Genomic DNA, 23,710 nt, shown 5'->3' with positions numbered 1-23,710 from the left:
GACATCCATGAGCGAGCCCATTCTCAAGATCGAGGTGGCGGATGCCATCGCGACGCTCACCATGAACCGCCCCGCCAAGCGCAACGCGATGTGCGACGAGCTGCTGGAGGCCATCGACGGCTTCTTCTCCGCGCCGCCGGAGGGCGTGAAGGTCGTGGTGCTCACCGGGACGGCGGGGCACTTCTGCTCCGGGCTGGACCTGAGCGAGCATGTCGCCCGCGATGCGGAGGGCACCATGCGCCATTCGCGCGGCTGGCACCAGGTGATGGACCGCATCCAGTACGGTGGCCTGCCGGTTGTCTCCGCGATGTTCGGTGCGGTGATCGGCGGCGGGTTGGAATTGGCCACGGCGACTCACGTGCGTATCGCGGAGCCCTCAACGATCTTCCAGCTTCCGGAGGGGCGTCGGGGCATCTTCGTCGGCGGCGGGGCATCGGTCCGGGTCGGGCGCATCCTTGGGGCCGACCGGATGATCGAGATGATGCTGACCGGGCGGAAGTATTCCGCTGAGGAGGGGCTGGGGCTCGGCCTCACGCATTACAGCGTCGGGGAGGGCGAGGCGCTACCGATGGCGCAGGATCTTGCCCGGAAGATCGCGAAGAACGCGCCGCTGTCGAACTACATCATGATCCAGGCGCTGTCCCGGATCGAGGACATGGCGAAGGCCGACGGACTTTTTACCGAAAGCCTCTGCGCCGCGCTGACCCAGACCAGCCCGGATGCGGTGGAAGGGCTGGCGGCGTTCCTCGAAAAGCGCGCGCCGAGGTTCCGGTGATGCGAGTGGCCCCTCCGTCCCCGGGAGAGCGCGCGGCACCAGCGCGGCCGGGGAGCCGGCTGCCCTCGGACCGGGCGGGTGCGCCATGAAGACACCCGGCCCGGATTCCCAAGCGCTCGAGCCGGTGACGAAGGTAAGCGATGCCACTATGCGAGAGTTCTTCGGCTATCGCATGAAGCGCGCGTTCAACGTGGTGCAGGCGGACCTTGCCCGGACGCTCAAGCCGTTCGAGCTGCGGATGCTTACTTGCACCGCGCTGGTGCTGATCGTGGAAAACCCCGGGCTGCGCCAGGCTCAACTCGCCGACGCGATGGACATGGAGCGGCCGAACCTCGTGGTGCTGGTCGACGAGCTTGAACGCCGCGGCCTGATCCGGCGGGACCGGATGCCGAACGACCGCCGCGCGTATGCGCTCGTCGCCACGGCGGAGGGCCGGGAGCTGTGTGCGCGGGCGGTGGCGGCGGTAAAGGCGCACGAGGCGGCCCTGCTGCGGGGCGTGTCGCCAGACCTGAGGGCGGCGGCGGAAGATGCATTGAACAAGATCGAACGGCGTCGGCCACCGGGCTGATGCGCACCAGGGAGGACAGACCGATGAAACGCACCGATCGATTTCGGCGCCACTCCGTCACCCGCGAAGATCGGGAGGATGGCACCATCCTTCTGCGGTCCAACCATCCGCTCGGCCCGGTGGCCGGGCGGACCGGCGACTGGCTCCATCAGTGGGCGGATGCCGCCCCCGACCGCGTTTTTCTCGCCGAGCGAAGCGGGGCCGGCTGGCGGACGGAGACCTTTGCATCGACCCTTCAGAAGGTGCGGGCGATTGGTGCGGCGCTGCTCGGGCGCGGCATGGGGCCGGAGACGCCGATCCTCGTCATGTCGGGCAATGGCATCGATCACGGGCTTCTTGCGCTGGCCGCGCAATATGTCGGCGTGCCGACGGCGCCCGTTGCGGAACAGTATTCCCTGATCCACGGCGCCCACGGGCGGCTGCGCGGCGCAATCGGGCTGATCCGGCCGCGGATGGCCTACGTGTCCGATGCCGGCCACTACGCCGAAGCGCTGGCGCTGGACGCGCTGGAGGGCATCGAGGTCGTTGCGAGCCGGCCCGGTCATTCCACGATCACCACGTCGTTCGATGACTTGCTGAAAGGCGATGACGGTGTCGATGTGGACGCCGCCTTCGCCCGGATCACCCCGGAAACGGTGGGAAAGATCCTGATGACCAGCGGCTCCACCTCCAGCCCGAAGGGGGTGCTGACCACGCACCGGATGATGTGCGTGAACCAAACGCAACTCGCCGACGCGCTACCCTTCCTGCGCGACCGTCCGCCGGTGATCGTCGACTGGCTGCCCTGGAACCACGTTTTCGGCGGCTCTCACAACTTCAACATGATGCTCGCCAACGGCGGGTCGCTCTACATCGACGACGGAAAGCCAGTGAAAGGGCTGTTCGACCGCACGCTGGAGAACCTCTCGCTCCAGACCGGCACGCTCGCCTTCAACGTGCCGCTCGGCTTCGGAATGCTGCTCGGGGCGCTGAAGAAAGATTCAGACCTCCGGCGGCGCTTCTTCGAGGATTTGGACCTTATTTTTTACGCCGGGGCGTCCCTGCCGCAGGAAGTCTGGACCGGCTTCGAGGAGATGGCGATGGAGGTGAAGGGCGAGGTGCCGCTGATGACCTCGTCCTGGGGCCTGACTGAGACCGCACCCGCCACCATGATGCAGCAGGAACCGACCGAGCGCTCCGGCATCGTCGGCGTGCCGCTGACCGGCGTGGAGGTGAAACTCCTGCCCGACGACGATCTGCGCTGCGAGGTGCGGGTGAAGGGGCCGAACATCATGGAGGGCTATTTCGAGGATCGCGAACGAACCGCCGCCGCCTTCGACGAGGAAGGCTACTTCATCACCGGCGACGCGATGGTCTTCATCGACAAGGACGACCCGAACCAGGGCATGCGGTTCGACGGACGGATCTCCGACGACTTCAAGCTTCAGACCGGCACCTGGGTGCGCGCCGGCCAGTTGCGGCTCGACATGCTGGCCCACCTTGCGCCGCTCGCCTCCGAGCTCGTAATCACGGGAGCGGATCGCAACGAGATCGGCGTGATGATCTTTCCCGATGTCGCCGAGTTGCAGCGAGAGGGGTTCGAGTTGCACGAGGACGGCGGCGCGCTGACCTGCAAGCTCTTGCAGGGCGAGATCCACCGTCGCCTGGCGCAACGTGCGCGAGAGATCGCCGGCAGCTCCACGCTCGTCTCCCGTGCAATCGTGCTCGCCGAGCCGCCGTCGATGGGAGAGGGCGAGATAACCGCAAAGGGCAACCTCAATTTCCGCAAGGTCCTGACACGGCGCAAGGATCTGTTGGAGCGTCTCTACGACGACGCCGACCCGGCGGTGACGCTGGCATGATCCGGGCGCCTGACGGCGCTCCCGGCCAAAGCCCGGATGACCGCTGCACGACAGCATTCAACCCCACCGTTTTTTCCGAAGGACAGTCTCATGGTCGACATTTCCAAGGTCCGCGCAATCGACATCCATACCCACGCCGAGGAGCCCTGCGGCTGCCATGCCGACGACGGCTATGACGATCTGCAGGCAACCATGGCCAAGTACTTTCGCGCTCCCTGGACGCATCCGCCCACCGTGCCGGAAACCGCGCAGCATTACCGGGAGCAGAACATCGCCGCGGTCATCTTCCCGGTCGATTCCGAGCGGGAGACGGGCTACCGCCGCTACCGCAACGAGGAGGTGGCCGAACTCGCCGCCGAGAACGACGACGTGTTGATCCCCTTCGCCTCCATTGACCCCCACAAGGGCAAGATGGGCGCGCGGGAGGCAAGGCGGCTGATCGAGGAGTTCGGCATCAAGGGATTCAAATTCCACCCGACGATGCAGGGCTTCTATCCGAACGACCGCATGGCTTACGGCCTGTACGAGGCCATTGCCGAGGCGGGTGCCATCGCTCTCTTCCACACCGGCCAGACGGGCGTCGGATCGGGCATGCCCGGCGGCAACGGGATGCGGCTGAAGTACTCCAACCCGATGTACTTGGACGACGTGGCGGTCGACTTCCCCGAGATGCAGATCATCCTCGCCCACCCGTCCTTCCCCTGGCAGGAGGAGGCGCTGGCGGTGGCCCAGCACAAGCCCAACGTCTATATCGACCTCTCCGGCTGGTCGCCGAAGTACTTCCCCGAGATCCTCGTGAAGTACTGCAACTCGATCCTGCGCAAGAAGGTCCTCTTCGGCTCTGACTGGCCCATGATCGCACCGGAGCGCTGGCTGGCCGACTTCGAGAAGATCGCAATCAAGGACGAGCTGCGCCCGGACATCATCAAGGGCAATGCCGCCCGCCTGCTGGGGCTTGCCTGAGATGAAACCCTTCGTGGCCCCGCTCGACGATATTCTTTTCACCATGACCCACGTGGCCGGTGCGACGGCGCTGGAGCACTTCGACGCCGACCTCACCGGTGAGATCGCCGGCCATTTCGCCGCCTTCGCCGAGGCCGAGATCGCGCCACTCGACGAGCCGGGGGACCAGCAGGGCTGCCGCCTGGAAAACGGGCGCGTCCGCATGCCCGACGGCTTCGCGGCGCTCTATGCGAGTTATGCCGACCAGGGCTGGCCCGGCCTGACGGTCCCTGAGGCGTACGGCGGCCAAGGGCTCGACGGCACGATGCTGGCGATCACGTCCGAAATCTTCACCGGCGCCAACCACGCGCTTCAGATGGTGACCGGTCTGGTTCCAGGTGCCGTGCGAACGCTGCTGCATTTTGGAACCGACGAACAGAAAGCGCGCCACATCCCGCCGCTGGCCAGCGGAGAAACCCTTGCAACCATGTGCCTGACCGAGGCCGGCGCAGGATCGGACCTCAGCCGCGTCCGGTGCAAGGCGGAGCGCGCCGGCGATGGTTGGGCGATAACCGGTGAAAAGATATTCATCTCCGGCGGCGATCAGGACATGAGCGACCGCATCCTCCATCTGGTTCTCGCAAGGACCTCCGCCGACGGGATCAAGGGGCTGTCGCTCTTCGTCTGCCCCTGCACGCGGGCCGACGGCACGCGCAACGCCGTCACGGTCACCCGGATCGAGGAAAAGATGGGACTGCACGCCTCGCCCACCTGCCAACTGGCCTTTGACGAAGCCGAGGCGGAGTTGATCGGCGCGGAGGGGCAGGGACTCAAGGCGATGTTCACGATGATGAACCACGCCCGCATCGACGTCGCCCTCCAAGGCGCCGCCCACGCCGCTCGCGCCCACGACGTTGCGCGGGCGTATGCGGCGGAACGGGTCCAGGGGCGCGGGCCAGACGGGGCTCCCGTGACGCTCGATGCCCACGCCGATATTCGCAGAATGCTGGACGAGATCGACGCGCTCGCCCTCGGCGCCCGCGCCATCGCCTATCTGGCCTCCGTGGCGCTGGAAAGCGGCGCGAACCCGGGGCTCGTGGAGTTTTTGACGCCTGTCGCGAAATACCACGGCACCGAGGCGGGCATCCGCGCGGCCGACCTCGGCATGCAGGTGCTTGGCGGGTATGGGTACCTGCGGGAGTACAGGCTGGAGCAGACGTATCGGGATGCCCGCATCACGGCGATCTACGAGGGGGCGAACGGCATCCATGCTCGGGCCCTTGCGACCCGGCTCCTGTCTTCACCCGCCGCGGAGGCTTTTGACGCGTTTGTCGCGACCGAAGCCGCGACGCACCCGGAAATCGCGGAATGCTATGTGCTTTGGACAAGGGCGCGGGCGACTGTTGCGGGAGCGGAAGACCCGACGCCCCTCGCCGACGACTTCATGCGCTTGACTGCGGAGACGTTGCTGCGCTGTCTCTGGGTTCGTATGGAGGCCGCCGCCACCTGTCACCCTGAACCGGACCGCATTCGGCGGGTCGCCCGCCGTGCCCGTGCGCGAGGCAGCGCTTTCGCGCAGGCATACGCCGCTCTCATTGCCTGAGACATCCGGCGCAGCGACTACGAACGTTCCGCCCGTGGCAGGCTTAGAATGGGGTATTTGAACCAACAAGAAGCCGAAGCCAGGTCTTCTTGTTGGCAAAAATACCCAGATCCCTCCGGCGCACTTAGAACGGCCATTCGGTTGGCTGCGCGCGGCCAACCGTTAGCGGTCCCGGGTCGCACCACGCAGCCCGAAAATTGGGTGCGCAACTATGCTTCCAGCCGGGCTCCGTAGGTGGAATTTACATGCGCAACCCTATATGCGGCAGGTGCAACCCCGCAATATGCCCTGCAATAACCTGTTGAAATATTTGTATATATCAAAAATCCACATTGGTTCCAACGGGTTGCCTCACCGGCAGTGAAGACCCTATGTTTGCGTTATCTGGTCAGGGGCGCCATCGTGGTGCCGGCGACCGGTCGGCGCTCCCCCTCCCTGGCGCCGTCCACCGAAATGACAATCCGAGATCGACGGGGCAGCGGCCCCGCTCTCCCACTGCATGTGCAGGAGCCGTAAATGAACGTGATGACGTCCGCAGACCTTAGAGACCCCTGGGTTGGTTTCACCGATGGCGCATGGCGCAAGTCGATCGACGTTCGAGGCTTCATACAGGAGAACTATACCCCCTATGAGGGCGATGCGTCCTTCCTGGCGGGGCCGACCGAGCGGACCGAGCAGATCTGGCAGGACCTGGGTTTTCTTCTGAAGCAGGAACGCGAAAAGGGCGTTCTGGACGTCTCCGCCGATACGCCCTCCTCGATCACCGCGCATGACGCCGGCTACATCGACAAGGAGCGTGAACTGATCGTCGGCCTTCAGACGGATGCGCCGCTGAAACGTGCGATCATGCCCAACGGCGGCCTCCGGATGGTCGAGAACGGCCTGACATCCTTCGGCTTCACGCCGGATGCGACCGTGCATGAGATCTGGACCAAGTATCGCAAGAGCCATAACCAGGGCGTGTTCGACGTCTACTCGCCCGACATCGTGGCCTGTCGCAAGTCCGGCGTCATCACCGGCCTTCCCGACGCTTACGGCCGGGGCCGGATCATCGGCGACTACCGCCGTATCGCGCTTTACGGCATCGACGCGCTGCAAGCACGCAAGCTCGAGGAGAAGGCCGAACTCGACGACGCGGTCTTCGATGAACACACCCTGCGCCTGCGGGAAGAGCTGTCCGAGCAGTATCGCGCCCTGGGCGAGCTGCGCGAGATGGGGCTGAAGTACGGGGTGGACATGTCCCGGCCGGCGATGACCGCGCGGGAGGCGATCCAGTTCACATATCTCGGCTATCTTGCCGCGGTGAAGGAACAGAACGGCGCCGCGATGTCGATTGGTCGGGTGTCGAGCTTCCTCGACGTCTACATCCAGCGCGATATGGAGCGCGGCACGCTGACCGAAAGCGCAGCGCAGGAACTGATCGACGACATGGTCATCAAACTGCGGCTCGTCCGGTTCTTGCGGACGCCTGAATACGACGAGCTGTTTTCCGGCGACCCCACCTGGGTGACGGAGGCCATCGGCGGGATGGGGCTCGACGGCCGGACGCTGGTGACCAAGACCTCCATGCGCGTCCTGCATACGCTTTACAACCTAGGACCGGCGCCAGAGCCCAACCTGACCGTCCTGTGGAGCGCTCAGCTCCCGCGCGGGTTCAAGGATTTCTGCGCCAAGGTGTCGAAGGATACGTCCGCCATCCAGTATGAGAACGACGACCTGATGCGGCCGAAGTGGGGCGACGACTATGGTATCGCCTGCTGTGTCTCCGCCATGGCCATCGGCAAGCAGATGCAGTTCTTCGGTGCCCGCGCGAACCTGGCCAAGGCTCTGCTCTACGCCATCAACGGCGGCGTGGACGAAAAGAGCGGCAAAGTGGTCGCGCCCGGCTTTGAACCGATCCTGGACAATGTGCTCGATTACGACACTGTGATGGCGCGGTTCGACAAGACGATGGACTGGCTCGCAAAGACATACGTCAAGGCGCTGAACTGCATCCACTACATGCACGACAAGTACGCCTACGAGCGGATCGAGATGGCGCTGCATGACCGCGATGTCTTGCGGACCATGGCCTGCGGCATTGCCGGACTGTCCATCGCGGCGGATTCCCTCTCCGCGATCAAGCACGCGAAGGTGAAGGTGATCCGCAACGATGCCGGGCTGGCAGTCGATTATGAGATCGAGGGCGACTATCCGGCCTTCGGCAACAACGACGACCGCGTGGACGAGATCGCCGCCTGGTTGACCGAGGTCTTCATGAGCAAGGTGAAGGCGCAGCCGGTGTTCTATCGCAACTCCATGCCAACGCAGTCGATCCTGACGATCACGTCGAACGTCGTCTATGGCAAGAAAACGGGTTGCACCCCATGCGGGCGCCGGGCGGGTGAGCCGTTCGCGCCGGGCGCCAACCCGATGAATGGGCGGGACAAGAAGGGGTTCGTCGCTGCAGGTGCCTCCGTCGCCAAGCTGCCTTACGAGCACGCGCAGGACGGGATCTCCTGGACGGCGTCGGCCACGCCGGACTCCATGGGCCACACCGAGGACGAACAGGTGCGCAACCTTGCCAACTGCCTCGACGGGTTCACCCAGGCGGGCGGCTTCCACGTGAACGTCAACATGCTCAGCCGCGAGACGCTCATGGATGCGATGGACCATCCGGAGAAATACCCGCAGCTGACTGTCCGGGTGTCCGGTTACGCGGTGAACTTCGTCAAGTTGACCCGGGAACAGCAGCTCGACGTGATCGGCCGCACCTTCCACGCCGGCATGTAACCTCCGAGAAAGGAGCCAAGCCATGACAATCGCACTTCCCAGTGAGACCTTCGACGGCCCGCACCAGGCAGCGTGTCATGGCTTCCTCCATTCGGTGGAATCCGGGGCGGCGGTGGATGGGCCGGGCATGCGTTACGTTTTCTTCATGGCCGGGTGCATGTTCCGCTGCCTCTATTGCCACAACCCGGACACCTGGAAGCTGCACAACGGCCGACGGGTGGAGGTGGGGGACATCCTCTCCGAAATCGACTCGCTCGCCGGATTCTTGAAATTCGCCGGGGGGGTAACGTTTTCAGGCGGGGAGCCGCTGATGCAAGCGCCCTTCGTCGGGGCGGCGGCCCGCGCGATCAAGGCGCGCTACGGGCTGCATATCGCGCTGGACACGCAGGGCTTTCTGCATGGCAACGTCACGGACGACTGGTTCGACCCGATCGACCTCGTGATGCTCGACATCAAGCATGCCGACCCTGCGAAGTACCGCGCGCTCACCGCGCAACCGCTCCAGCCGACGCTGGAGTGCGCCGACCGTCTTGTGCGGTTGGGCAAGCAGATGCGAATCCGCTACGTGCTGGTTCCCGGCTGGACCGACGCGCCGGACGAAGTGGCGCGCATGGCCGATCTGGTGGCCAGCTATGGCCCTTCGGTGGAGCAGGTCGAAGTGCTGCCCTTTCACCAGCTTGGGACGTCTAAATGGGACAAGCTGGGTTTGGAGTACAAGCTCCGAGACACGCCCACGCCGAGCCGCGACGAGGCGGACGCGGCGCGCGAGGTGTTCCGGTCGCGCGGACTTATCGTTTCCTGACCTTTCGAACAGCGTGACCCCGAATGGCGGCGGGCGAAAACGATCTTCCGTTGGAAGGTGCCTCCGGCGGGGATATTTTCAGGGCACAAGAAGACGAAGGGCGCGCGCCGATCTGAGCGGCGTTAGATCTTCTGGCCGGCCTTGGCGCGCGGCTTCTACGCCTGCTTTTCCAAGGGGCGAAGGTAGATGAACCAGTAAAGCAGCCCGACCAGGAGACCGCCGCCGATGATGTTGCCGATGGTGACGGGCAGCAGGTTGTGCAGCAGGAAGTTGCCCCAGGTGAGGTCCGCGAAGTCCGCTGCGGTCTTGCCGGTTTCGGCCCAGAAGGTTGCGTCAGCGGCGTTTACCGTCAGGATCGCCATGGGGATCTGGAACATGTTCGCGACGCAGTGTTCGAAGCCGGCGGCAACGAACATGGCGACCGGCAGGACCACCGCCAGCAGTTTGTCCGTGACCGAGCGGGCGGAAAACGTCATCCACACGCCCAGGCAGACCATCACGTTGCACATGACCCCCAGGGCCACCGCCTGCGTGAAGGTATGATGCAGCTTGTGCTGGGCGATGGACATGTAGCTGATGCCCAGTTGGCCGCCGCCGAGCGTATAGTGGCGGGCGGCTTGCATGATCAGCACCAGTCCAAGTGCGCCGACGAAGTTGCCGGCGTAGACCAGGGCCCAGTTGCGGGCGAGCTGCGCCGAGGTGATCTTGCGGCTGGCGCGCGCGACGACCGTCAGCACAGTGCTGGTAAACAGCTCGCCGCCGTTCACCACCACCAGCATCAGCCCGAGGCTGAAGGCGATGCCCCCGATGAGCCGGTTGAGCCCCCAGCCGAGGGCGTCGTTGCCGGTGGTGACGACGGTGTAGAAGACGAAAGCGATGCCGATGAAGGCGCCGGCCGTGACGGCGAGGATGAAGGCTGAAAGCGGCGCCTTGGTCGCCTTGGTGACCCCAAGGTTCTCGGCCTTGCGGGCCATGTCGGCGGGAAGGAGGGCGTCGAAGCTGTCTTGGTGCATTCGGTCGGTCCTTGGCAAGACGGGAAAACGCGATGTGACAGATCGGGCATCGGTCCGGTCCGTCTCGCGCGCGGCCGTATGTCTCGCAGGGAGGGGGCAAAGTCGAGCAGAAATGCCTCAACCCAGCGTCCCGCCGGGCGAATGCCGGGTGCCTGTCAGGGCGCGCGCCGGCCGTCGCTCGTGTCGAACTTGAACTGTGTCACGCTTGGGCAGCCGCCTGTCGACGAACAGCCGGGGCATCCGGTGCAGCCCTCGCCGGAGGCGGCCTTCGCGCGCCGTTTCAGGAAACCGCGCAGGAGGTAGGCCAGGGCCAGTCCGGCGAGGGTGGCGACCAGCAGATATTCCAGCGGGGCGATACCCGCTTCGGCGCCGAGGTCGATCGCCGGCTGGAGTGTCTGGTTCATTTCGCCGGCTCCCCGAGTGCTGGACCGTCATGCCCGTGCAGCCACGGCTTCGGCAGGGCCACTACAAAGAGCAGCCCGGCGGTGAGGGCGTATACGGCGCTCATCGTCTGCAACCCGCTGAGACCCAGGGACGTGCCGACGGTATGGACCGCCGAGGCGACAGCCAGGCCAAGAATGGTCGGAAAGATCACGGAGAAGGCAGTCCATTTGCGGCTGCGGGTTTGCAGCCGGACCATGATGACGGTGGCTAGGCAGGGCGGATACAAGGCGAAGAAGAGCATCAGCGCCACTGCCGAAACGGCCGCGCGCCCCTCGGCTTTCTGCTGGGCGCCCATGCGTTGCTCCAGCGACAGGTTCTGGCCGTCGTCCTGGTCGAAGAGGACGCCGAGGGTCGCCACGGAGTTCTCGCGGGCGGCGAAGGAGGTGAGGAGCGCGATGTTGATCTTCCAGTCGAAGCCGGCGAATTGCGTGACTGGCTCCAGCCCGCGGCCGAGGTAGCCGAGGAAGCTGCTTTCCAGCCGGTCGCGGCGGAGGGTGCGCCGCAGGTCGGCCCGGGTGGTCGCCAAGGCATCGAGCGCCGAAGCGGCTTCCTGAGTCTCAGCGGTGGCCCCGCCGAGCAGGAACGGCGCCAGGTCGGGGTGTCGGCGTTTCAGGGTGCCGTCCAATGCCTGACGTTCCGACGGGGTCTCCGCCGCCTCGATCTGTGCGGCGTGTTCGGATTGAAGGTTGACCAGCGTCATCAGGCGCGTCGGGTCCGCCACCTCGGCTCTCAGCGGATTGCCCTGCAGCGTGTCGTAGAACCGGGCGATGGCGGCTTCGGCCTCGGCCTGGTAGGCGACCTGCCGATCGGCCGGCACGCCTGGGAATTGCAAAAGCACATAGATCACCGTCGCAACCGCCAGAACCACCGAGGCAACCTTGCGGACATAGACCCACGTTCGCCCCACGGCCCGCCGCAACACACCCATCGGCGAAGGGAGATGGTAGCTTGGCAGTTCCATGACAAAAGGTGCGGTCTCCTCATTGCGCAGGACGGAGGAGGTCAGCAGCTTCGCCACGAGCAGGGCGACCATAACCGTGAGCGTAGACAGGTAGAACAACATCAGCCCTTTGGTCTCGGGGAACCAGATGTTGATCAGCAGGGTATACAGCGGGATCTTGGCCAGGCAGTTCATGAACGGCGCGGTCAGGATGGTCGCCAACCGTGCGCGGGCATCGGGGATGCCCTTTGTGGCCATCACGCCCGGCACCGCGCAGCCGCCTGCGAAGACGCCGCTGAGGATGAAGGGTAACGTGGATTGCCCGTGCAGGCCGAAACGGTGCAGGACGCGGTCCAGGATGAAGGCGATCCGCGCCATGTAGCCGGAATCCTCCAGGATCGCGATAAGCCCGAACAGTATCAGGAAGATCGGCACATAGTTCAGCAGCGTGTTCATCGAATCCACGGCCCAGAGTCCGATGGACCGGATCTGCGGGTCGTGCAGGAACCCGGCATCGGGCAGGACGATCGCGACGAGATCCCTGAAGCCCGCGAGGAGCGGCCAGGTGACATCGGTCAGCGCATAGCCCTGGACGATGGAGAGTTGGTAGATCGCCCAGACGGTTGCCACCAGGAAGACCGGGGCGAGGAAACGGTTGAGCAGCACCCGGTCGATATGCTCCGACATCGGCACTTCGCCCGCTCGGGTGTCGGTCACGCAGGCGGCGAGGATTTCGGTGGCCTTCCGGTCGCGGCAGGCGCTGATGTGATCGCCAGTGGCGACGCCGCTGTCCGCTTCGAACTCCTGGCGGGTGCGAAACAGGGCGTCGAGCAGTGAATGAGGGTTCTCGAGACGGGTCGACAGCAGCGCCTCGGCCTCGTCGCTCGTCTCCAGCAGTTTGACAGCCAACCACCGCGCCGGGAGCCCCCGCAGGCGCGGTTCGGCGGCCAGCGCGCCCTGGAACCGGGCGACATCGTCTTCCAACGAGCCATAGTTGAGCGTTGCCGGCACGACCTGCTCCGTTGCGGCGACACGCGCGATGGCGTCCCGCAGTTCGGCGTCGCCCTGTCCCTTGCGACCGACCACCGGCACCACCGGAACGCAGAGCCGGCGTTGCAACGCGGCGACGTCGATCTGAAGCCCGCGCCGGGCGGCTGCGTCCATCATGTTCAACGCGACCACCACCCGGAACCCCATTTCGAGGAGTTGGAACGTGAGCGGCAGGGAGCGGCGCAGGTTGGTTGCGTCGAGCACGTTCACTACCACGTCGGGCATCTCGTCGAGCAAGAATGTGCGTGCCACCCGTTCCTCTAGCGAATAGGGCGACAGGCTGTAGGCGCCGGGCAGGTCGACGACCTCGAAGGTGCGTCCATGAGCGATGTAGGTGCCGGATTTCTTGTCGACCGTGACGCCGGGATAGTTCGCGATGTGCTGCTGCAGCCCGGTGAGCATGTTGAAGAGCGTCGACTTGCCCGCATTCTGCTGACCGGCAAGCGCGACCAGAACGGAGCCACCGGTCTCAGCCATGCTGCACCTCGATCTGCGCTGCTTCGTGCCGGCGCAGGACGATGAAGGTGTCGCCGAGTTGCAGCTCTATCGGGTCGCGCAGCGGGGCATTGCGCACGACCCTGATCTCGCGTCCTGGCTGAAAGCCAAGGTCCAGCAGGCGCTGGCGCACCGGGCCGCAGCCGCGCAGGCAACGGATCGTGCAGGTGTTCCCCGGCGAGATCGCGTCGAGGCAGCAGTGGCAGGTTCCCTCGCCACCGCAACAACGTCCGGCAGAGCATGGAGCGTCTTTTCCCTTCGTCCATCCGATGGCCTGGAAAAATACCTGCTTCATGGCTGCCTCGTCACTCTATGCCGGCCCTCGACGGCCGGGTCCACGGCGCATCGATGCGCCCGCTCCGGCTGGCCTGTCTTTCCGACATCCTCCGGAGACAGCCTTCTCTTACCATTCCGAGTATTTTTATCAAGTACCCGCCCGCGCGTCAGGCGGTCGCAAGGTTCGCAGGAACCCGATGCCGCGTATTTGGGCGGTGGGCGGCTATGATGCTCGAAGAGACGCCCCTTTTGCGGGGTACTGTCGCGCCGGGTCAGATCGTCTCCGTCACCTTCTTCAGGTGTCGCGGGGTGTCGGGGTCGATCCCGTGGTCCACAGCGAACCGTTCCACCATGGAGTAGAACGAGACGATAAGGCTGATCGGGTCCGTCAGCGGATGCCCGGTGCGGACATGGTCGACGGCGGTGGCCTTGGAGACCTTGGGCGAGGTCACGAAGACCCGCGCACCCTTTGCCGCGATCTGGTCCGCGATCTCGTTCACCGCCTTTTCGGCCGCGTCCTCGGCGGCGAAGCAGATGACGGGGAAACCCTCGCCCACGATCGAAACCGGCCCGTGCAGCACTTCGGCGGAGGAGTAGCTTTCCGCGTGGAGCTGGCAGGTCTCCTTGAACTTCAGCGCCGCCTCGTTGGAAATCGCCCAGGCGGGTCCACGGCCGAGGGTGAAGAGCGAATGGCGCCCGTCGAGGTTCGCGCGGACCTCCGGCCAATCGATTGCCGCCGCACCATCGAGCAGGTCCGGCAGGTGTTCCAGCGCCTTTCGCAAGTCTGCGTCCTTCTTCCATTCCGCCAGCAGCAGCAGCCCGGCGACGATGGAGGTGACGAAGGTCTTCGTCGCAGCCACGGACCGCTCTGGACCGGCACAGATCTCCAGCGTGTGCGAGCAGCTCTCGGCGAGCGGAGAGTGGCGGTTGTTGGTGATCGCGAGCGAGAGAGCACCGTCGAACCGGGCGGCGCGAGCCAGTTCGACGATGTCTGGGCTCTTGCCGGATTGCGAGACGGCGATGCAGAGGCTCTTTTGCAGCCGCAGATGCGCGCCGTAGATGGAGGCGATGGAGGGGCCGACGGAGGCCACCGGCAGGCCGAGGAGCAGTTCGCTCACGTATTTCAGGTAGGTGCAAACGTGGTCCGAGGAGCCCCGGGCGATTGTGATGGCAAAGGCGGGGTCGCGGGCCGCGGCAGCGCGCGCGGCATCCTCGATGGGAAGTCTGCCGCGGGACAGCAGACGTTCCACTGCGGCCGGAATCTCCCGGATCTCGCGCCGCATCTGTGTTTCATGGTGTTCCATGCTCTGTCCTATCTGCTCGATTTGGAGCTTTCGGCCCCGTCCTCATGCCTGCTGCCTCTCCAGCCTTCGCGCCAGCGTCAGTGCGCCGTCGAGAGCCGAGCCGCAGGGCGGCACCGTGTCGAGCCGAAGCCAGCGCGCGTAGGCCGGCCCGAGCCCGCCGGTCAGGCAGAGCGGTTCGGACGGCTCCCACCCCAACCGTTCCAAGGCGCGCCGGACGTAATCCGCCCCTTCCCGCATCAGTCGGGCGGCGAGCGGATCGCCGGTCTCGGCGGCGGCGACGAGTTCCACGGCGAGCTGCGAAAACTCTGCCGGTTTCGCCCGCAGCGAGAATTCGACGATTGCGGCCGTGTCCCCGTCATATTCGGCGAGAAGGGTGCGGCCGAGCGCGGTCATCGGTGCCAATCCGTCCACGGCCAGCATCAGATCCTCCAGCGCCCGCCGTACAAGCCACGCGCCGGACGCCTGATCGCCGATGTGGAACCCCCATCCGCCCACACCCGCGATGCGGCCGTCGACTTGCCGACCCACGAAAGATCCGGTTCCGATCGCCGCGACAGCGCCGTCCGACTCGCCCAGGGCGCCGGCAATTGTCGTGGGTCTGTCGTCGGTCACGGCGATACGGCGCATGGGCAGGAGGACGGCGACGCGTCGCGCGATCGCGGGGCTCATGACACCGGCAAGCCCCACATAGGCCGTGCCCAGCGAAAGGGCCTGCATGCTCAGCCCGGCCGCCGCACCGGCCTCGGCCAATGCAATACGCACGGTCGTCATCGCGCCTTCGAAGTCGGTGGAGACGTTGGCGGGACCGTGCAGCACCTCGTGCCGGACGTCCCCCACCAAGACGGCCACCCGGCAGGAAGACCCGCCGCCGTCAATGCCGATCAGTGGAGTTGGAACGTGTCCGGTCATATCAGTGGCCCCATGCTACTCCTTGACCTTACGTAGGAGAAGTGCCGAAGACGCCATACCTTTCACGAAGTGTCGCAAGGGAAACTTCGAACCAGTCCCGGGTAGGGCGCTCAGTCCCCGTCCGCGGCGCTGAACCCCGTCTCCACCCCCAGCACCGGCCCCATGTCGTCGGCAAGGATGGTGCGGAGTTCTTGCACGCGGGTTTGGACGGCTTCGACCCGCAAGTGCCCCATCTGATCGTCCACTGCCTCGTGCAATGGGGGCTTGATGGCGGCAAGGCGCTCGCGGGCGGCCTTCGAGACGGTGAAGTAACGGTCCACCGTTTCCTCCGGTGCCGCCGGGGCGAAGGCGCCTTCGACCAACTCCGCAACCCCCTCCAACTGGGCGTCGGCAATCGACGCGGAGAGGCCGAGCCGCCAAGCCTCCGCCCGGCGCGGAAAGGCACGGTCGTAGTCGCCGAGCGGGCGCCCCAGCCTGTACTCCGCCACGCGCTCCAGGCCGAAATCCGCGGCCGTGAAAAATGTCCGCGTGACCTCTTCATCGGACAGGTACACCGGGTTTGCCGGCCCTGCGGTGCGCATCAGCTGCGCCCATCCGTCGGATGAGAACCACCCTTCGTAAAGCGCATCGGCCACGGCCTGAACGTGCGCGGCGATGCCCAGGGCGGCGGGGCAGACCGGCCGGTCGGAGGTGAGCAGACGCTCCAGCGCGGGCAGCCCCTGCGCGGCGGCGGAGACGCTGGCCACGCCGTCGGCGCGGGCCTGTACGTCCTCCGGCAACGCCTGAAGCGCGTCCAGCCCGCGGCCGACGAAGTCTTTCTTGTCAGGCCAAAAGTTGATCGAGAGCGCCGCCCCCGCCTGTTCCACCGGACCGAACTGGTAGCTGTCCAACGGTGCCCACGCGCGCCAAGCGTCGCCGACCGCGAGAGCTAACGTTTCCGGCGCCGCCCGCTCCGCGCAGACGTCCTCAGCCACGTTGTTCAGAGAGGCAGTTGCCGAACGGAACGCCCCGACCTGTCGCACCAGGACCTCCAGCGCGCCGTCCCTGATCTGTGCATGGTCCACCTCCGCCGCCGGGGCGGGCAGGGGGGGCAGCAAAGCGACGAGGCACAAAAGGGCGGGCGAGAGGCGCGTCATGAAAGGCTCCGGGAGTTGGGTCGGGCAATGTGAACGGCTGGCGGGGCGAGCCTGTCACTTGGCTGATGGGAGTCTTGCGGCAAACGCCCTCCCGCGCAAGGGGCCGTGTCAGAGTGCCGGCTGCACCCCAATCACCGGCCCGTGAAGCTCCAACAGGATAGCGAACGCGACAGCGCCCGTCAGAACCCGCAAAAGGCCGTTGCGGGTCAACCTGATTTCGCGCGGCAGGTCCGTCAGCTCCCGCCATTCTGCCGCCCCCATTTCGCGCCTTTTGCGAGCGTCGATCATGCGCATACCCAGGAGTGAGAACAGCGCGAACGTGCCGAACAGCAGAACGAGGGCCAGCGTTCCGTTTGCAAGCAGGTGGGAGAGCGACCAGAGCGCCAGCGCCACAAGGAGAGGGTGGCGGACCCACCCGACGATGCCCGGGTTCTGGCGATCGAACGACGCGTTCCGCGCGCCGCCGAAGGAGAGCGGGTTGGGCCGGCCGAGTGCCAATGCCGCGATGATGCAGGCCAGGAACATGGCCGCGGCGGTCGTTTGGTTCTGCCACAGGGCCCAGTCCCAGAGCGGAATGACCGGTGCCCGCACTGCCGCCGAGATCAACCAGGCGAGCGCTGCGAGCGAGACTAAGGAATAGGCCAGGGTAAACCCGCGCGCGCCCATTCTCGCCACCAAACGGGCCTTGACCCCCGGCCGCACGGGCAGCGAGTGGCTCACCAGGAAAACCGCAAAGGCGGCTGCGAATTCTATCCATGCGGCGGGGCCGTTCATGAGGTCTCCGATCGTCCTTTCGGGGTCGTGACCATGCACCCAATCGCGCGCCATAGCCAGTGCAGGCGAAAAGCGCGACTGCGCCTTGGGACCAAGAGGCGCAGCGGCGGCGGGGTGGCAGTGCGCGACGGAGGCACTATCCTTTGATCCAAACCGGACGAGGAGACACCAATGCGACTTGCCTGTTTCAAGGGATACGACATACGCGGCCGTGTCGGTGAGGAGCTGACCGCCGACACCTGCCGGGCCATCGGCCGCGCCTTTTCCATGGTCATGCAACCCCGCACCGCGGTTATCGGTCGCGACGTGCGGGCCACCTCAAAGGAATTCGCCGCAGCCCTCGCCGAGGGCCTGCTGGAGAGTGGGACGGACGTGATCGACATCGGCCTTTGCGGCACGGAGGAGGTCTATTTCGCCACCGCTCATTATGGTGCTGGCGGTGGGCTGATGGTTACCGCGTCGCACAACCCAATCCACTATAACGGCATCAAGCTGGTGGGCCGCGGCGCGAAGCCGATTCCGCCGGACGGCGGGTTTCAGGAAATGCACGATCACGTGGCTGCCGGCTCTGAAGCGCCAAACGGGCCGCATGGGGTGCTCCGCCACGACAGTCCCCGGGCGGCCTATGTCGACCGCGTGCTGTCTTTCATCGACCCCACGGTGCTGCAGGGGCTTCATATTCTCGTCAACCCTGGCAACGGATGCGCTGGCCCCACGTTCGACGCCATTGCGGCGGCGTTGGCCGAAAGGGGCGCGAACATCACCTTCGAGCGCCTGCACCATCAGCCAGACGGCAAATTCCCGAACGGCATTCCCAACCCGCTGCTGCCGGAGAACCGCCCCGCTACCGCGGAGGCGGTGAAGACGGTGGGCGCCGACTTCGGCGTCGCTTGGGACGGCGATTTCGACCGTTGCTTCCTGTTCGACGAGACAGGCGCCTTCGTGGATGGCGAATATCTGGTCGGCCTTCTGGCCCAGGCGTTCCTGCTGAAGGTTCCCGGCGCGAAGATCGTCCACGACCCGCGCATCATGTGGAACACGCAGGAACTGGTGGCCGAGGCGGGTGGCGAGGCCGTGGCGTCGCTCACGGGTCATGTCCACGTGAAGAGTGCGATGCGCCAAGTCGATGCGGTTTACGGCGGGGAAATGTCCGCGCACCACTATTTTAGGGACTTCATGTACTGCGACAGTGGTATGATCCCCTGGCTGCTCATTGCAGAGCACATCTGCCGCACCGGGCAGCCGCTGTCGGAACTGATCGGGGAGCGCCGGGAGGCCTATCCGTCGTCGGGCGAGATCAACTTCCGCGTCACCGATCCGGACGCGGCGATGCGTGCAGTGGAGGCTGCGCTGGCCGACCAGTCCCCGGAGGTGGACCGCATGGACGGGCTCGGCCTCGCCTTCGACGACTGGCGTCTGAACCTGCGCCGGTCCGCGACGGAGCCGGTTCTGCGCCTCAACGTCGAAACCCGGGGCGACCGGGACCTTCTGAAGCGGAAGACCGACGAGGTCACTGGCATCATCCGCACTTTCGAGGCCTGACGGAATTTTCCTTGCCCCGCCGGATTTCGATGCGGGTCGGACGGGCAGCATACTTGGCTGCCCGGTCAGCCCGCTGTCCCGGATTGCATGAAATGACCGAGAGATGGCCGCTCCGGCGGGCCCGATGCCGAATCATCATGATCCGGGTCGTGATGCGGGGCGCTCCGTGTTTGAAACGCGGGATGACCGAGATCACAATCGCCCTCTTGCTGTTTCTGGCCCCGCTCGCCTACTCGCCTGGTCCGGGAAACATGTTCTTCGCAGCCAATGGCGCCCGATTTGGATTTCGGGCGACCGTTCCGGCGAATGTCGGCTATCACCTGGCCACGGTATTGCTAACGATTGCCATTGGCCTCGGTTTCGACTGGATATCGCGCGCGGCGCCGTTGTTCCTGACCATCACGCGGTACGCTGGCGCGGCTTATATCCTATATCTCGCGTTCGGTCTGGCTCGGGCCGGCGTTTTGGCTGACGACTCCGAAGCGCGGCCTGCCGGTGTTGTCGATGGCGCGGTGGTGCTTCTGCTGAACCCTAAGGCCTATCTGATTATCGCGCTCATGTTCACACAGTTCACGGGCGCAACCGATATGACCCATACCGCCTTCGTCCTGTGGGTGGCGCTGCTATTCACGCTCAACAACGCCGTCGCGTTCTCGCTTTATGCTGCCTTGGGCGATGGAATGACTGTGAAATGGCGCAGCCCGGAGTCGGCGCGGATGCTCAACCTCACCTTCGCGATCATTCTTTCAGCGGTTGCTGTCTGGATGCTGGTGGCCTGACGATCCGGTGCTTGGGACGGTATCCACCACGTGGGTCCGGGTCAGACTTTTGGGGGATTTTGCCGATAGTACTTCAAGCTGATGGGAGCCTGACACGCTTGCGCATCAAGCCCGATTGGCGCGCCGTCGGCAGTGCGACAGCCGGCGGCACTGGACCGCGCTCGGGTGGGGCGGTATAGGCGTCCTCAAGATGCTGATACGGTCGATCATCATTCGAATTAGCAGCCCGGCGCTCTGATCACGAGTCGCCGGGACGAGGCGTATGGAAGACCGCGCCGACCCACATCCTCCCAGATGACATACCCGAAGGACGCAACCCATGTGCGCCGATACCACCGATACGATCGCCCCCGACTACAAGAACACCCTCAACCTGCCGCGTACCGACTTTCCGATGCGCGCGGGCCTGCCGAAGCGCGAGCCCGGCTGGCTGGAGCGGTGGGAGCGGATTGGCGTCTATGACCGCCTGCGGGAGACCGCCGGCGACCGCCCGTCTTTCGTGCTCCATGACGGCCCCCCGTACGCCAACGGCCATCTGCATATCGGACACGCGCTGAACAAGGTTATCAAGGACATGATCGTGCGGTCCCATCAGATGATGGGCAACGATTCCCGCTACGTGCCCGGGTGGGACTGCCACGGCCTGCCGATCGAGTGGAAGATCGAGGAGCAGTACCGCCAGAAGGGCAAGAACAAGGACGAGGTTCCGGTGCTGGAGCTCCGCCAGGAGTGCCGCGCTTTCGCCGAGGCCTGGATCGACGTCCAGCGCGAGGAGTTCAAGCGGCTTGGCGTGACCGGTAAATGGGAAGACCCCTACCTGACGATGGACTACCACGCCGAGGCGGTGATCGCCGGGGAGTTCCTGAAGTTCCTGATGAACGGCACGCTCTACCAGGGGTCCAAGCCGGTGATGTGGTCGGTGGTGGAAAAAACCGCGCTGGCCGAGGCGGAGGTGGAATACCACGAACACCAGAGCCACACCATTTGGGTCAAATTCCCCGTCATCCGATCGGTCGACGCCACTGGGGCCCGGCAAAGCCTGCGCGGGGTCAACGTGGTGATCTGGACGACCACCCCCTGGACCATCCCGCAAAACCGCGCCGTGGCGTTTAACCCGGACCTGTCCTACGGCCTTTACACGGTCACCGCTGCGCCGGAGGACAATTGGGCCAAGGTGGGCGAGCAGTACCTGCTGGCCGACAACCTGGCCGAGGACGTGATGAAGGCGGCGCGCGTCGACGCCTGGGAGCGCAAGCAGGACGTGACTGCCGAACAGCTGGACCTGATGGTCTGCGCCCATCCGCTGCGCGGGGTCGAGGGCGCCGCGGGCGAATGGGACTACGACGTGCCGATGCTGCCGGGTGGCCACGTGACGGACGAGGCTGGTACGGGGTTCGTCCATACTGCACCGAGCCACGGTGCGGACGATTACATCCTCGGCGTGAAGCACGGCCTTCCGATGACCTACAACGTGCTGGAGGACGGCTCCTTCCGCGCCGACCTGCCGCTCTTTGGCGGAGCGCTCATCTTCGACCACAAGGGCAAGGAGAAGGACGCCAACAAGCGGGTTATCGAGGCGCTGGCAGACTGCGGGGCGCTCATCGCGCGGGGCCGGATCAAGCACTCCTACCCGCATTCCTGGCGCTCCAAGGCACCGCTGATCTTCCGCAATACGCCGCAATGGTTCGCTGCCATCGACCGCGAGGTCGGCGACGGGCATGACACCTATGGCAAGACGATCCGGCAGCGTGCGCTTCGCTCCATCGACGAACTCGTCCAGTGGACGCCGCCTGCCGGGCGCAACCGCCTGCACGCCATGATCGAAACGCGTCCGGACTGGGTGCTGTCCCGCCAGCGCGCCTGGGGTGTGCCGCTGACCTGTTTCGTGAAGAAAGGCGCCAAGCCCGACGATCCGAATTTTCTTCTGCGGGACCCGGCCGTGAACGCGCGTATCGTCGCCGCCTTCGAGGAGGAGGGCGCGGATGCCTGGTACAAGGACGGCGCCAAGGCGCGGTTCCTTGGCAACGACTACGATCCCGACCAGTACGACCAGATCTTCGACATCCTCGACGTCTGGTTCGACTCCGGGTCCACGCACGCCTTCGTTCTGCGGGATCGCGCGGACGGAACGCCGGACGGCATTGCGGACGTCTACATGGAGGGCACCGACCAGCACCGCGGCTGGTTCCATTCCTCGCTACTGCAAGCCTGCGGCACCGTAGGCCGGGCGCCCTACCGCAACGTGGTGACCCACGGGTTCACGCTGGACGAGAAGGGCAACAAGATGTCCAAGTCGCTCGGCAACACCGTGGCGCCGCAGGACATCATCAAGCAGTACGGCGCCGACATCCTGCGGCTGTGGGTGGCCCAATCCGACTATACCGCCGACCAACGGATCGGGCCGGAGATCCTCAAGGGCGTCGCCGACGGATACCGGCGGTTGCGCAACACGATGCGGTTCATCCTCGGCTCGCTGCCCGACTTCGAGGAGAGCAAGCGCGTCGCCTACGCGGACATGCCGGACCTCGAAAAGGTCGTCCTCCACCGGCTGGCGGAACTCGACGACGTAGTGCGCGAAGGGTACGCGCGGTTCGACTTCCAGGGCGTGTTCCAGACGCTCTTCAACTTCGCCACACTGACGCTGTCATCCTACTACCTCGACGTGCGCAAGGACGCGCTCTATTGCGATGCCGACGATAGCCCCCGGCGCCTCGCAGCGCTGACCGTGCTGGATATCCTGTTCCACCGCCTGACGACCTGGCTTGCCCCGATCCTCGTCTTCACGATGGAGGAGGTGTGGCTGGAACGCTTCCCGGGCGATGACAGTTCGGTGCACCTGCAGGACTTCCCGGAGACGCCGCAGGAGTGGCGGAACCCGGAGCTGGCCGAACAGTCGAACCGGGTTCGCGACGTGCGCCGCGTTGTGACGGGCGCGCTGGAAGTGGCCCGGCGGGACAAGGTGATCGGCTCCTCGCTCGAAGCGGCGCCGATCGTCCATCTGCCGGAAGAGGTGGAGGCGATGATCAACCCGGCCGCCTTTGCCGATCTGTGCATCACTTCGGGCATCACCCTGACGTCGGAGCCTGTGCCGGAGGGGGCCTTCACGCTGGATGACGTGCCGGGCGTCGGTGTCGTTTTCGCGGAAGCTGAAGGCGAGAAGTGTCAGCGGTGCTGGAAGATCCTGCCGGATGTGGGCACGCATGCGCATCCCGGTACGTGCCAGCGGTGCAACGACGCGCTCGGCTGACGTCGCTGCCCTCGAAAATGGGAGGGGCTGGAGCGGCGGCCCCTCTTACGGCGATGTCTCGCGGGCGCTTACCTACGCGGGGATGTCGCCCGCCTCGATCAGTTTCTTGCTGAAAGCCCGGAACGCGTTACGCCATGCCTCTTCCAGGTCCGCTGTGAATTCGTTGCCGAGCTTCTTGCCGAGGGAGGCCATGAGCGCGTCTTCCATCGGCTCGAAATGAGCCTGCCGCACGCCCAGGGTCGTATGCAGGTGACCGAGCTCCGCGTAGTCGACCGTCGTTCCGTTCGGATTGGTCATGTCGTCGAGGACCAGGCCGAGCGTGTTCATGAAACGCATCCCCTGACCCTTCAGGTCATCACGGAACAGCTGGCGCAGTTCGGGGGCCCTTGCGAACAGTTCCTCGTAGAAGTCGTAAGATGTGGGTTCATGATGCGGACGCAGATCTTCGAAGCTCTGCTTCACGCGCGCAAGTTCCTGTTGCGACGGCGGCATTTCGGA

Annotated in this window: 19 protein-coding genes; 10 read left to right on the top strand and 9 right to left on the bottom strand. The window is 65.3% G+C overall.

Going from position 1 to position 23,710, the window contains the following annotated elements:
• Positions 1-7 precede the first annotated feature (7 nt).
• From BM075_RS19555 to pflA, 7 genes are all read left to right on the top strand, one after another.
• A complete protein-coding gene (locus tag BM075_RS19555; protein WP_093362393.1) occupies positions 8-775 on the top strand; it encodes a crotonase/enoyl-CoA hydratase family protein in 768 nt (255 codons plus the stop codon).
• Between the two features lie 85 nt (positions 776-860).
• Entirely contained in the window at positions 861-1,343 is a 483-nt protein-coding gene (locus BM075_RS19550) for a MarR family winged helix-turn-helix transcriptional regulator (protein WP_093362392.1), read from the top strand.
• A gap of 23 nt (positions 1,344-1,366) precedes the next feature.
• Entirely contained in the window at positions 1,367-3,184 is a 1,818-nt protein-coding gene (locus BM075_RS19545) for a feruloyl-CoA synthase (RefSeq protein ID WP_093362391.1), read from the top strand.
• A gap of 90 nt (positions 3,185-3,274) precedes the next feature.
• Positions 3,275-4,147 (top strand): amidohydrolase family protein, encoded by an 873-nt coding sequence (locus BM075_RS19540; RefSeq protein WP_093362390.1) that lies wholly within the window; start codon positions 3,275-3,277, stop codon positions 4,145-4,147.
• A gap of 1 nt (position 4,148) precedes the next feature.
• On the top strand, positions 4,149-5,729 hold the full coding sequence (locus BM075_RS19535) for an acyl-CoA dehydrogenase family protein (RefSeq protein WP_093362476.1): 1,581 nt from the start codon (positions 4,149-4,151) through the stop codon (positions 5,727-5,729).
• Positions 5,730-6,245: 516 nt separating this feature from the next.
• The gene (pflB, locus tag BM075_RS19530; RefSeq protein ID WP_093362389.1) at positions 6,246-8,501 is read left to right on the top strand and encodes a formate C-acetyltransferase; all 2,256 of its coding nucleotides are present in this window, start codon (positions 6,246-6,248) and stop codon (positions 8,499-8,501) included.
• A gap of 22 nt (positions 8,502-8,523) precedes the next feature.
• Positions 8,524-9,303, top strand: coding sequence for a pyruvate formate-lyase-activating protein (gene pflA, locus BM075_RS19525; protein WP_093362388.1), 780 nt, complete (start codon positions 8,524-8,526; stop codon positions 9,301-9,303).
• A 155-nt stretch (positions 9,304-9,458) separates the two neighbouring features.
• Here pflA and focA read toward each other — a convergent pair whose 3' ends face one another.
• From focA to BM075_RS19485, 8 genes are all read right to left on the bottom strand, one after another.
• Positions 9,459-10,316, bottom strand: a complete 858-nt coding sequence (gene focA, locus BM075_RS19520) for a formate transporter FocA (RefSeq protein WP_093362387.1) — start codon at positions 10,314-10,316, stop codon at positions 9,459-9,461.
• A gap of 155 nt (positions 10,317-10,471) precedes the next feature.
• Complete coding sequence (locus BM075_RS19515; protein WP_093362386.1) at positions 10,472-10,720, bottom strand: FeoB-associated Cys-rich membrane protein; 249 nt, start codon at positions 10,718-10,720, stop codon at positions 10,472-10,474.
• Positions 10,717-13,227 (bottom strand): ferrous iron transport protein B, encoded by a 2,511-nt coding sequence (gene feoB / locus BM075_RS19510; protein ID WP_093362385.1) that lies wholly within the window; start codon positions 13,225-13,227, stop codon positions 10,717-10,719. Before feoB ends, BM075_RS19515 begins: the two co-directional genes overlap by 4 nt.
• Positions 13,220-13,540 carry a FeoA family protein gene (locus BM075_RS19505; protein ID WP_093362384.1) on the bottom strand — a complete coding sequence of 107 codons (321 nt, stop codon included), beginning with the start codon at positions 13,538-13,540 and terminating at the stop codon, positions 13,220-13,222. Before BM075_RS19505 ends, feoB begins: the two co-directional genes overlap by 8 nt.
• 253 nt (positions 13,541-13,793) lie before the next feature.
• Positions 13,794-14,825: an SIS domain-containing protein gene (locus BM075_RS19500; RefSeq protein ID WP_093362383.1), complete on the bottom strand. Its 1,032-nt coding sequence runs from the start codon at positions 14,823-14,825 to the stop codon at positions 13,794-13,796.
• A 42-nt stretch (positions 14,826-14,867) separates the two neighbouring features.
• The gene (locus BM075_RS19495; RefSeq protein WP_093362382.1) at positions 14,868-15,734 is read right to left on the bottom strand and encodes a glucosamine kinase nucleotide-binding domain-containing protein; all 867 of its coding nucleotides are present in this window, start codon (positions 15,732-15,734) and stop codon (positions 14,868-14,870) included.
• Between the two features lie 110 nt (positions 15,735-15,844).
• A complete protein-coding gene (locus BM075_RS19490; RefSeq protein WP_093362381.1) occupies positions 15,845-16,870 on the bottom strand; it encodes an imelysin family protein in 1,026 nt (341 codons plus the stop codon).
• Between the two features lie 108 nt (positions 16,871-16,978).
• On the bottom strand, positions 16,979-17,644 hold the full coding sequence (locus BM075_RS19485; RefSeq protein WP_093362380.1) for an NnrU family protein: 666 nt from the start codon (positions 17,642-17,644) through the stop codon (positions 16,979-16,981).
• A gap of 171 nt (positions 17,645-17,815) precedes the next feature.
• Between BM075_RS19485 and BM075_RS19480 the strand changes: the two genes are divergently transcribed.
• The 3 genes from BM075_RS19480 to ileS all read left to right on the top strand — a co-directional run bounded on the left by BM075_RS19480 (position 17,816) and on the right by ileS (position 23,212).
• The gene (locus tag BM075_RS19480) at positions 17,816-19,186 is read left to right on the top strand and encodes a phosphohexomutase domain-containing protein (RefSeq protein ID WP_093362379.1); all 1,371 of its coding nucleotides are present in this window, start codon (positions 17,816-17,818) and stop codon (positions 19,184-19,186) included.
• A 137-nt stretch (positions 19,187-19,323) separates the two neighbouring features.
• The gene (locus BM075_RS19475) at positions 19,324-19,965 is read left to right on the top strand and encodes a LysE family translocator (RefSeq protein ID WP_245758919.1); all 642 of its coding nucleotides are present in this window, start codon (positions 19,324-19,326) and stop codon (positions 19,963-19,965) included.
• 319 nt (positions 19,966-20,284) lie between these two features.
• Entirely contained in the window at positions 20,285-23,212 is a 2,928-nt protein-coding gene (gene ileS / locus BM075_RS19470; protein WP_093362377.1) for an isoleucine--tRNA ligase, read from the top strand.
• Between the two features lie 72 nt (positions 23,213-23,284).
• Here the strand turns inward: ileS and BM075_RS19465 are convergent, their stop codons facing one another.
• Positions 23,285-23,704, bottom strand: a complete 420-nt coding sequence (locus BM075_RS19465; protein ID WP_093362376.1) for a globin domain-containing protein — start codon at positions 23,702-23,704, stop codon at positions 23,285-23,287.
• Between the last annotated feature and the right edge of the window lie 6 nt (positions 23,705-23,710).

It is taken from the genome of Tropicimonas isoalkanivorans (assembly GCF_900112335.1).
In the GTDB taxonomy this organism is placed as follows: Bacteria; Pseudomonadota; Alphaproteobacteria; order Rhodobacterales; family Rhodobacteraceae; genus Tropicimonas; species Tropicimonas isoalkanivorans.
Note: the sequence above shows the minus strand (reverse complement) of the source record. Positions and strands in the feature narration are given on the sequence as shown.

Bases quoted from the DNA above. Each gene is read 5' to 3' on its own strand.
- focA (WP_093362387.1), bottom strand. From the start codon at position 10,316: ATGCACCAAGACAGCTTCGACGCCCTCCTTCCCGCCGACATGGCCCGC.
- feoB (WP_093362385.1), bottom strand. From the start codon at position 13,227: ATGGCTGAGACCGGTGGCTCCGTTCTGGTCGCGCTTGCCGGTCAGCAG.
- BM075_RS19475 (WP_245758919.1), top strand. From the start codon at position 19,324: ATGATCCGGGTCGTGATGCGGGGCGCTCCGTGTTTGAAACGCGGGATG.
- pflB (WP_093362389.1), top strand. From the start codon at position 6,246: ATGAACGTGATGACGTCCGCAGACCTTAGAGACCCCTGGGTTGGTTTC.
- BM075_RS19540 (WP_093362390.1), top strand. From the start codon at position 3,275: ATGGTCGACATTTCCAAGGTCCGCGCAATCGACATCCATACCCACGCC.
- BM075_RS19480 (WP_093362379.1), top strand. From the start codon at position 17,816: ATGCGACTTGCCTGTTTCAAGGGATACGACATACGCGGCCGTGTCGGT.
- BM075_RS19505 (WP_093362384.1), bottom strand. From the start codon at position 13,540: ATGAAGCAGGTATTTTTCCAGGCCATCGGATGGACGAAGGGAAAAGAC.
- BM075_RS19550 (WP_093362392.1), top strand. From the start codon at position 861: ATGAAGACACCCGGCCCGGATTCCCAAGCGCTCGAGCCGGTGACGAAG.
- ileS (WP_093362377.1), top strand. From the start codon at position 20,285: ATGTGCGCCGATACCACCGATACGATCGCCCCCGACTACAAGAACACC.
- BM075_RS19490 (WP_093362381.1), bottom strand. From the start codon at position 16,870: ATGACGCGCCTCTCGCCCGCCCTTTTGTGCCTCGTCGCTTTGCTGCCC.
- pflA (WP_093362388.1), top strand. From the start codon at position 8,524: ATGACAATCGCACTTCCCAGTGAGACCTTCGACGGCCCGCACCAGGCA.
- BM075_RS19495 (WP_093362382.1), bottom strand. From the start codon at position 15,734: ATGACCGGACACGTTCCAACTCCACTGATCGGCATTGACGGCGGCGGG.
- BM075_RS19555 (WP_093362393.1), top strand. From the start codon at position 8: ATGAGCGAGCCCATTCTCAAGATCGAGGTGGCGGATGCCATCGCGACG.
- BM075_RS19465 (WP_093362376.1), bottom strand. From the start codon at position 23,704: ATGCCGCCGTCGCAACAGGAACTTGCGCGCGTGAAGCAGAGCTTCGAA.
- BM075_RS19485 (WP_093362380.1), bottom strand. From the start codon at position 17,644: ATGAACGGCCCCGCCGCATGGATAGAATTCGCAGCCGCCTTTGCGGTT.
- BM075_RS19500 (WP_093362383.1), bottom strand. From the start codon at position 14,825: ATGGAACACCATGAAACACAGATGCGGCGCGAGATCCGGGAGATTCCG.
- BM075_RS19515 (WP_093362386.1), bottom strand. From the start codon at position 10,720: ATGAACCAGACACTCCAGCCGGCGATCGACCTCGGCGCCGAAGCGGGT.
- BM075_RS19535 (WP_093362476.1), top strand. From the start codon at position 4,149: ATGAAACCCTTCGTGGCCCCGCTCGACGATATTCTTTTCACCATGACC.
- BM075_RS19545 (WP_093362391.1), top strand. From the start codon at position 1,367: ATGAAACGCACCGATCGATTTCGGCGCCACTCCGTCACCCGCGAAGAT.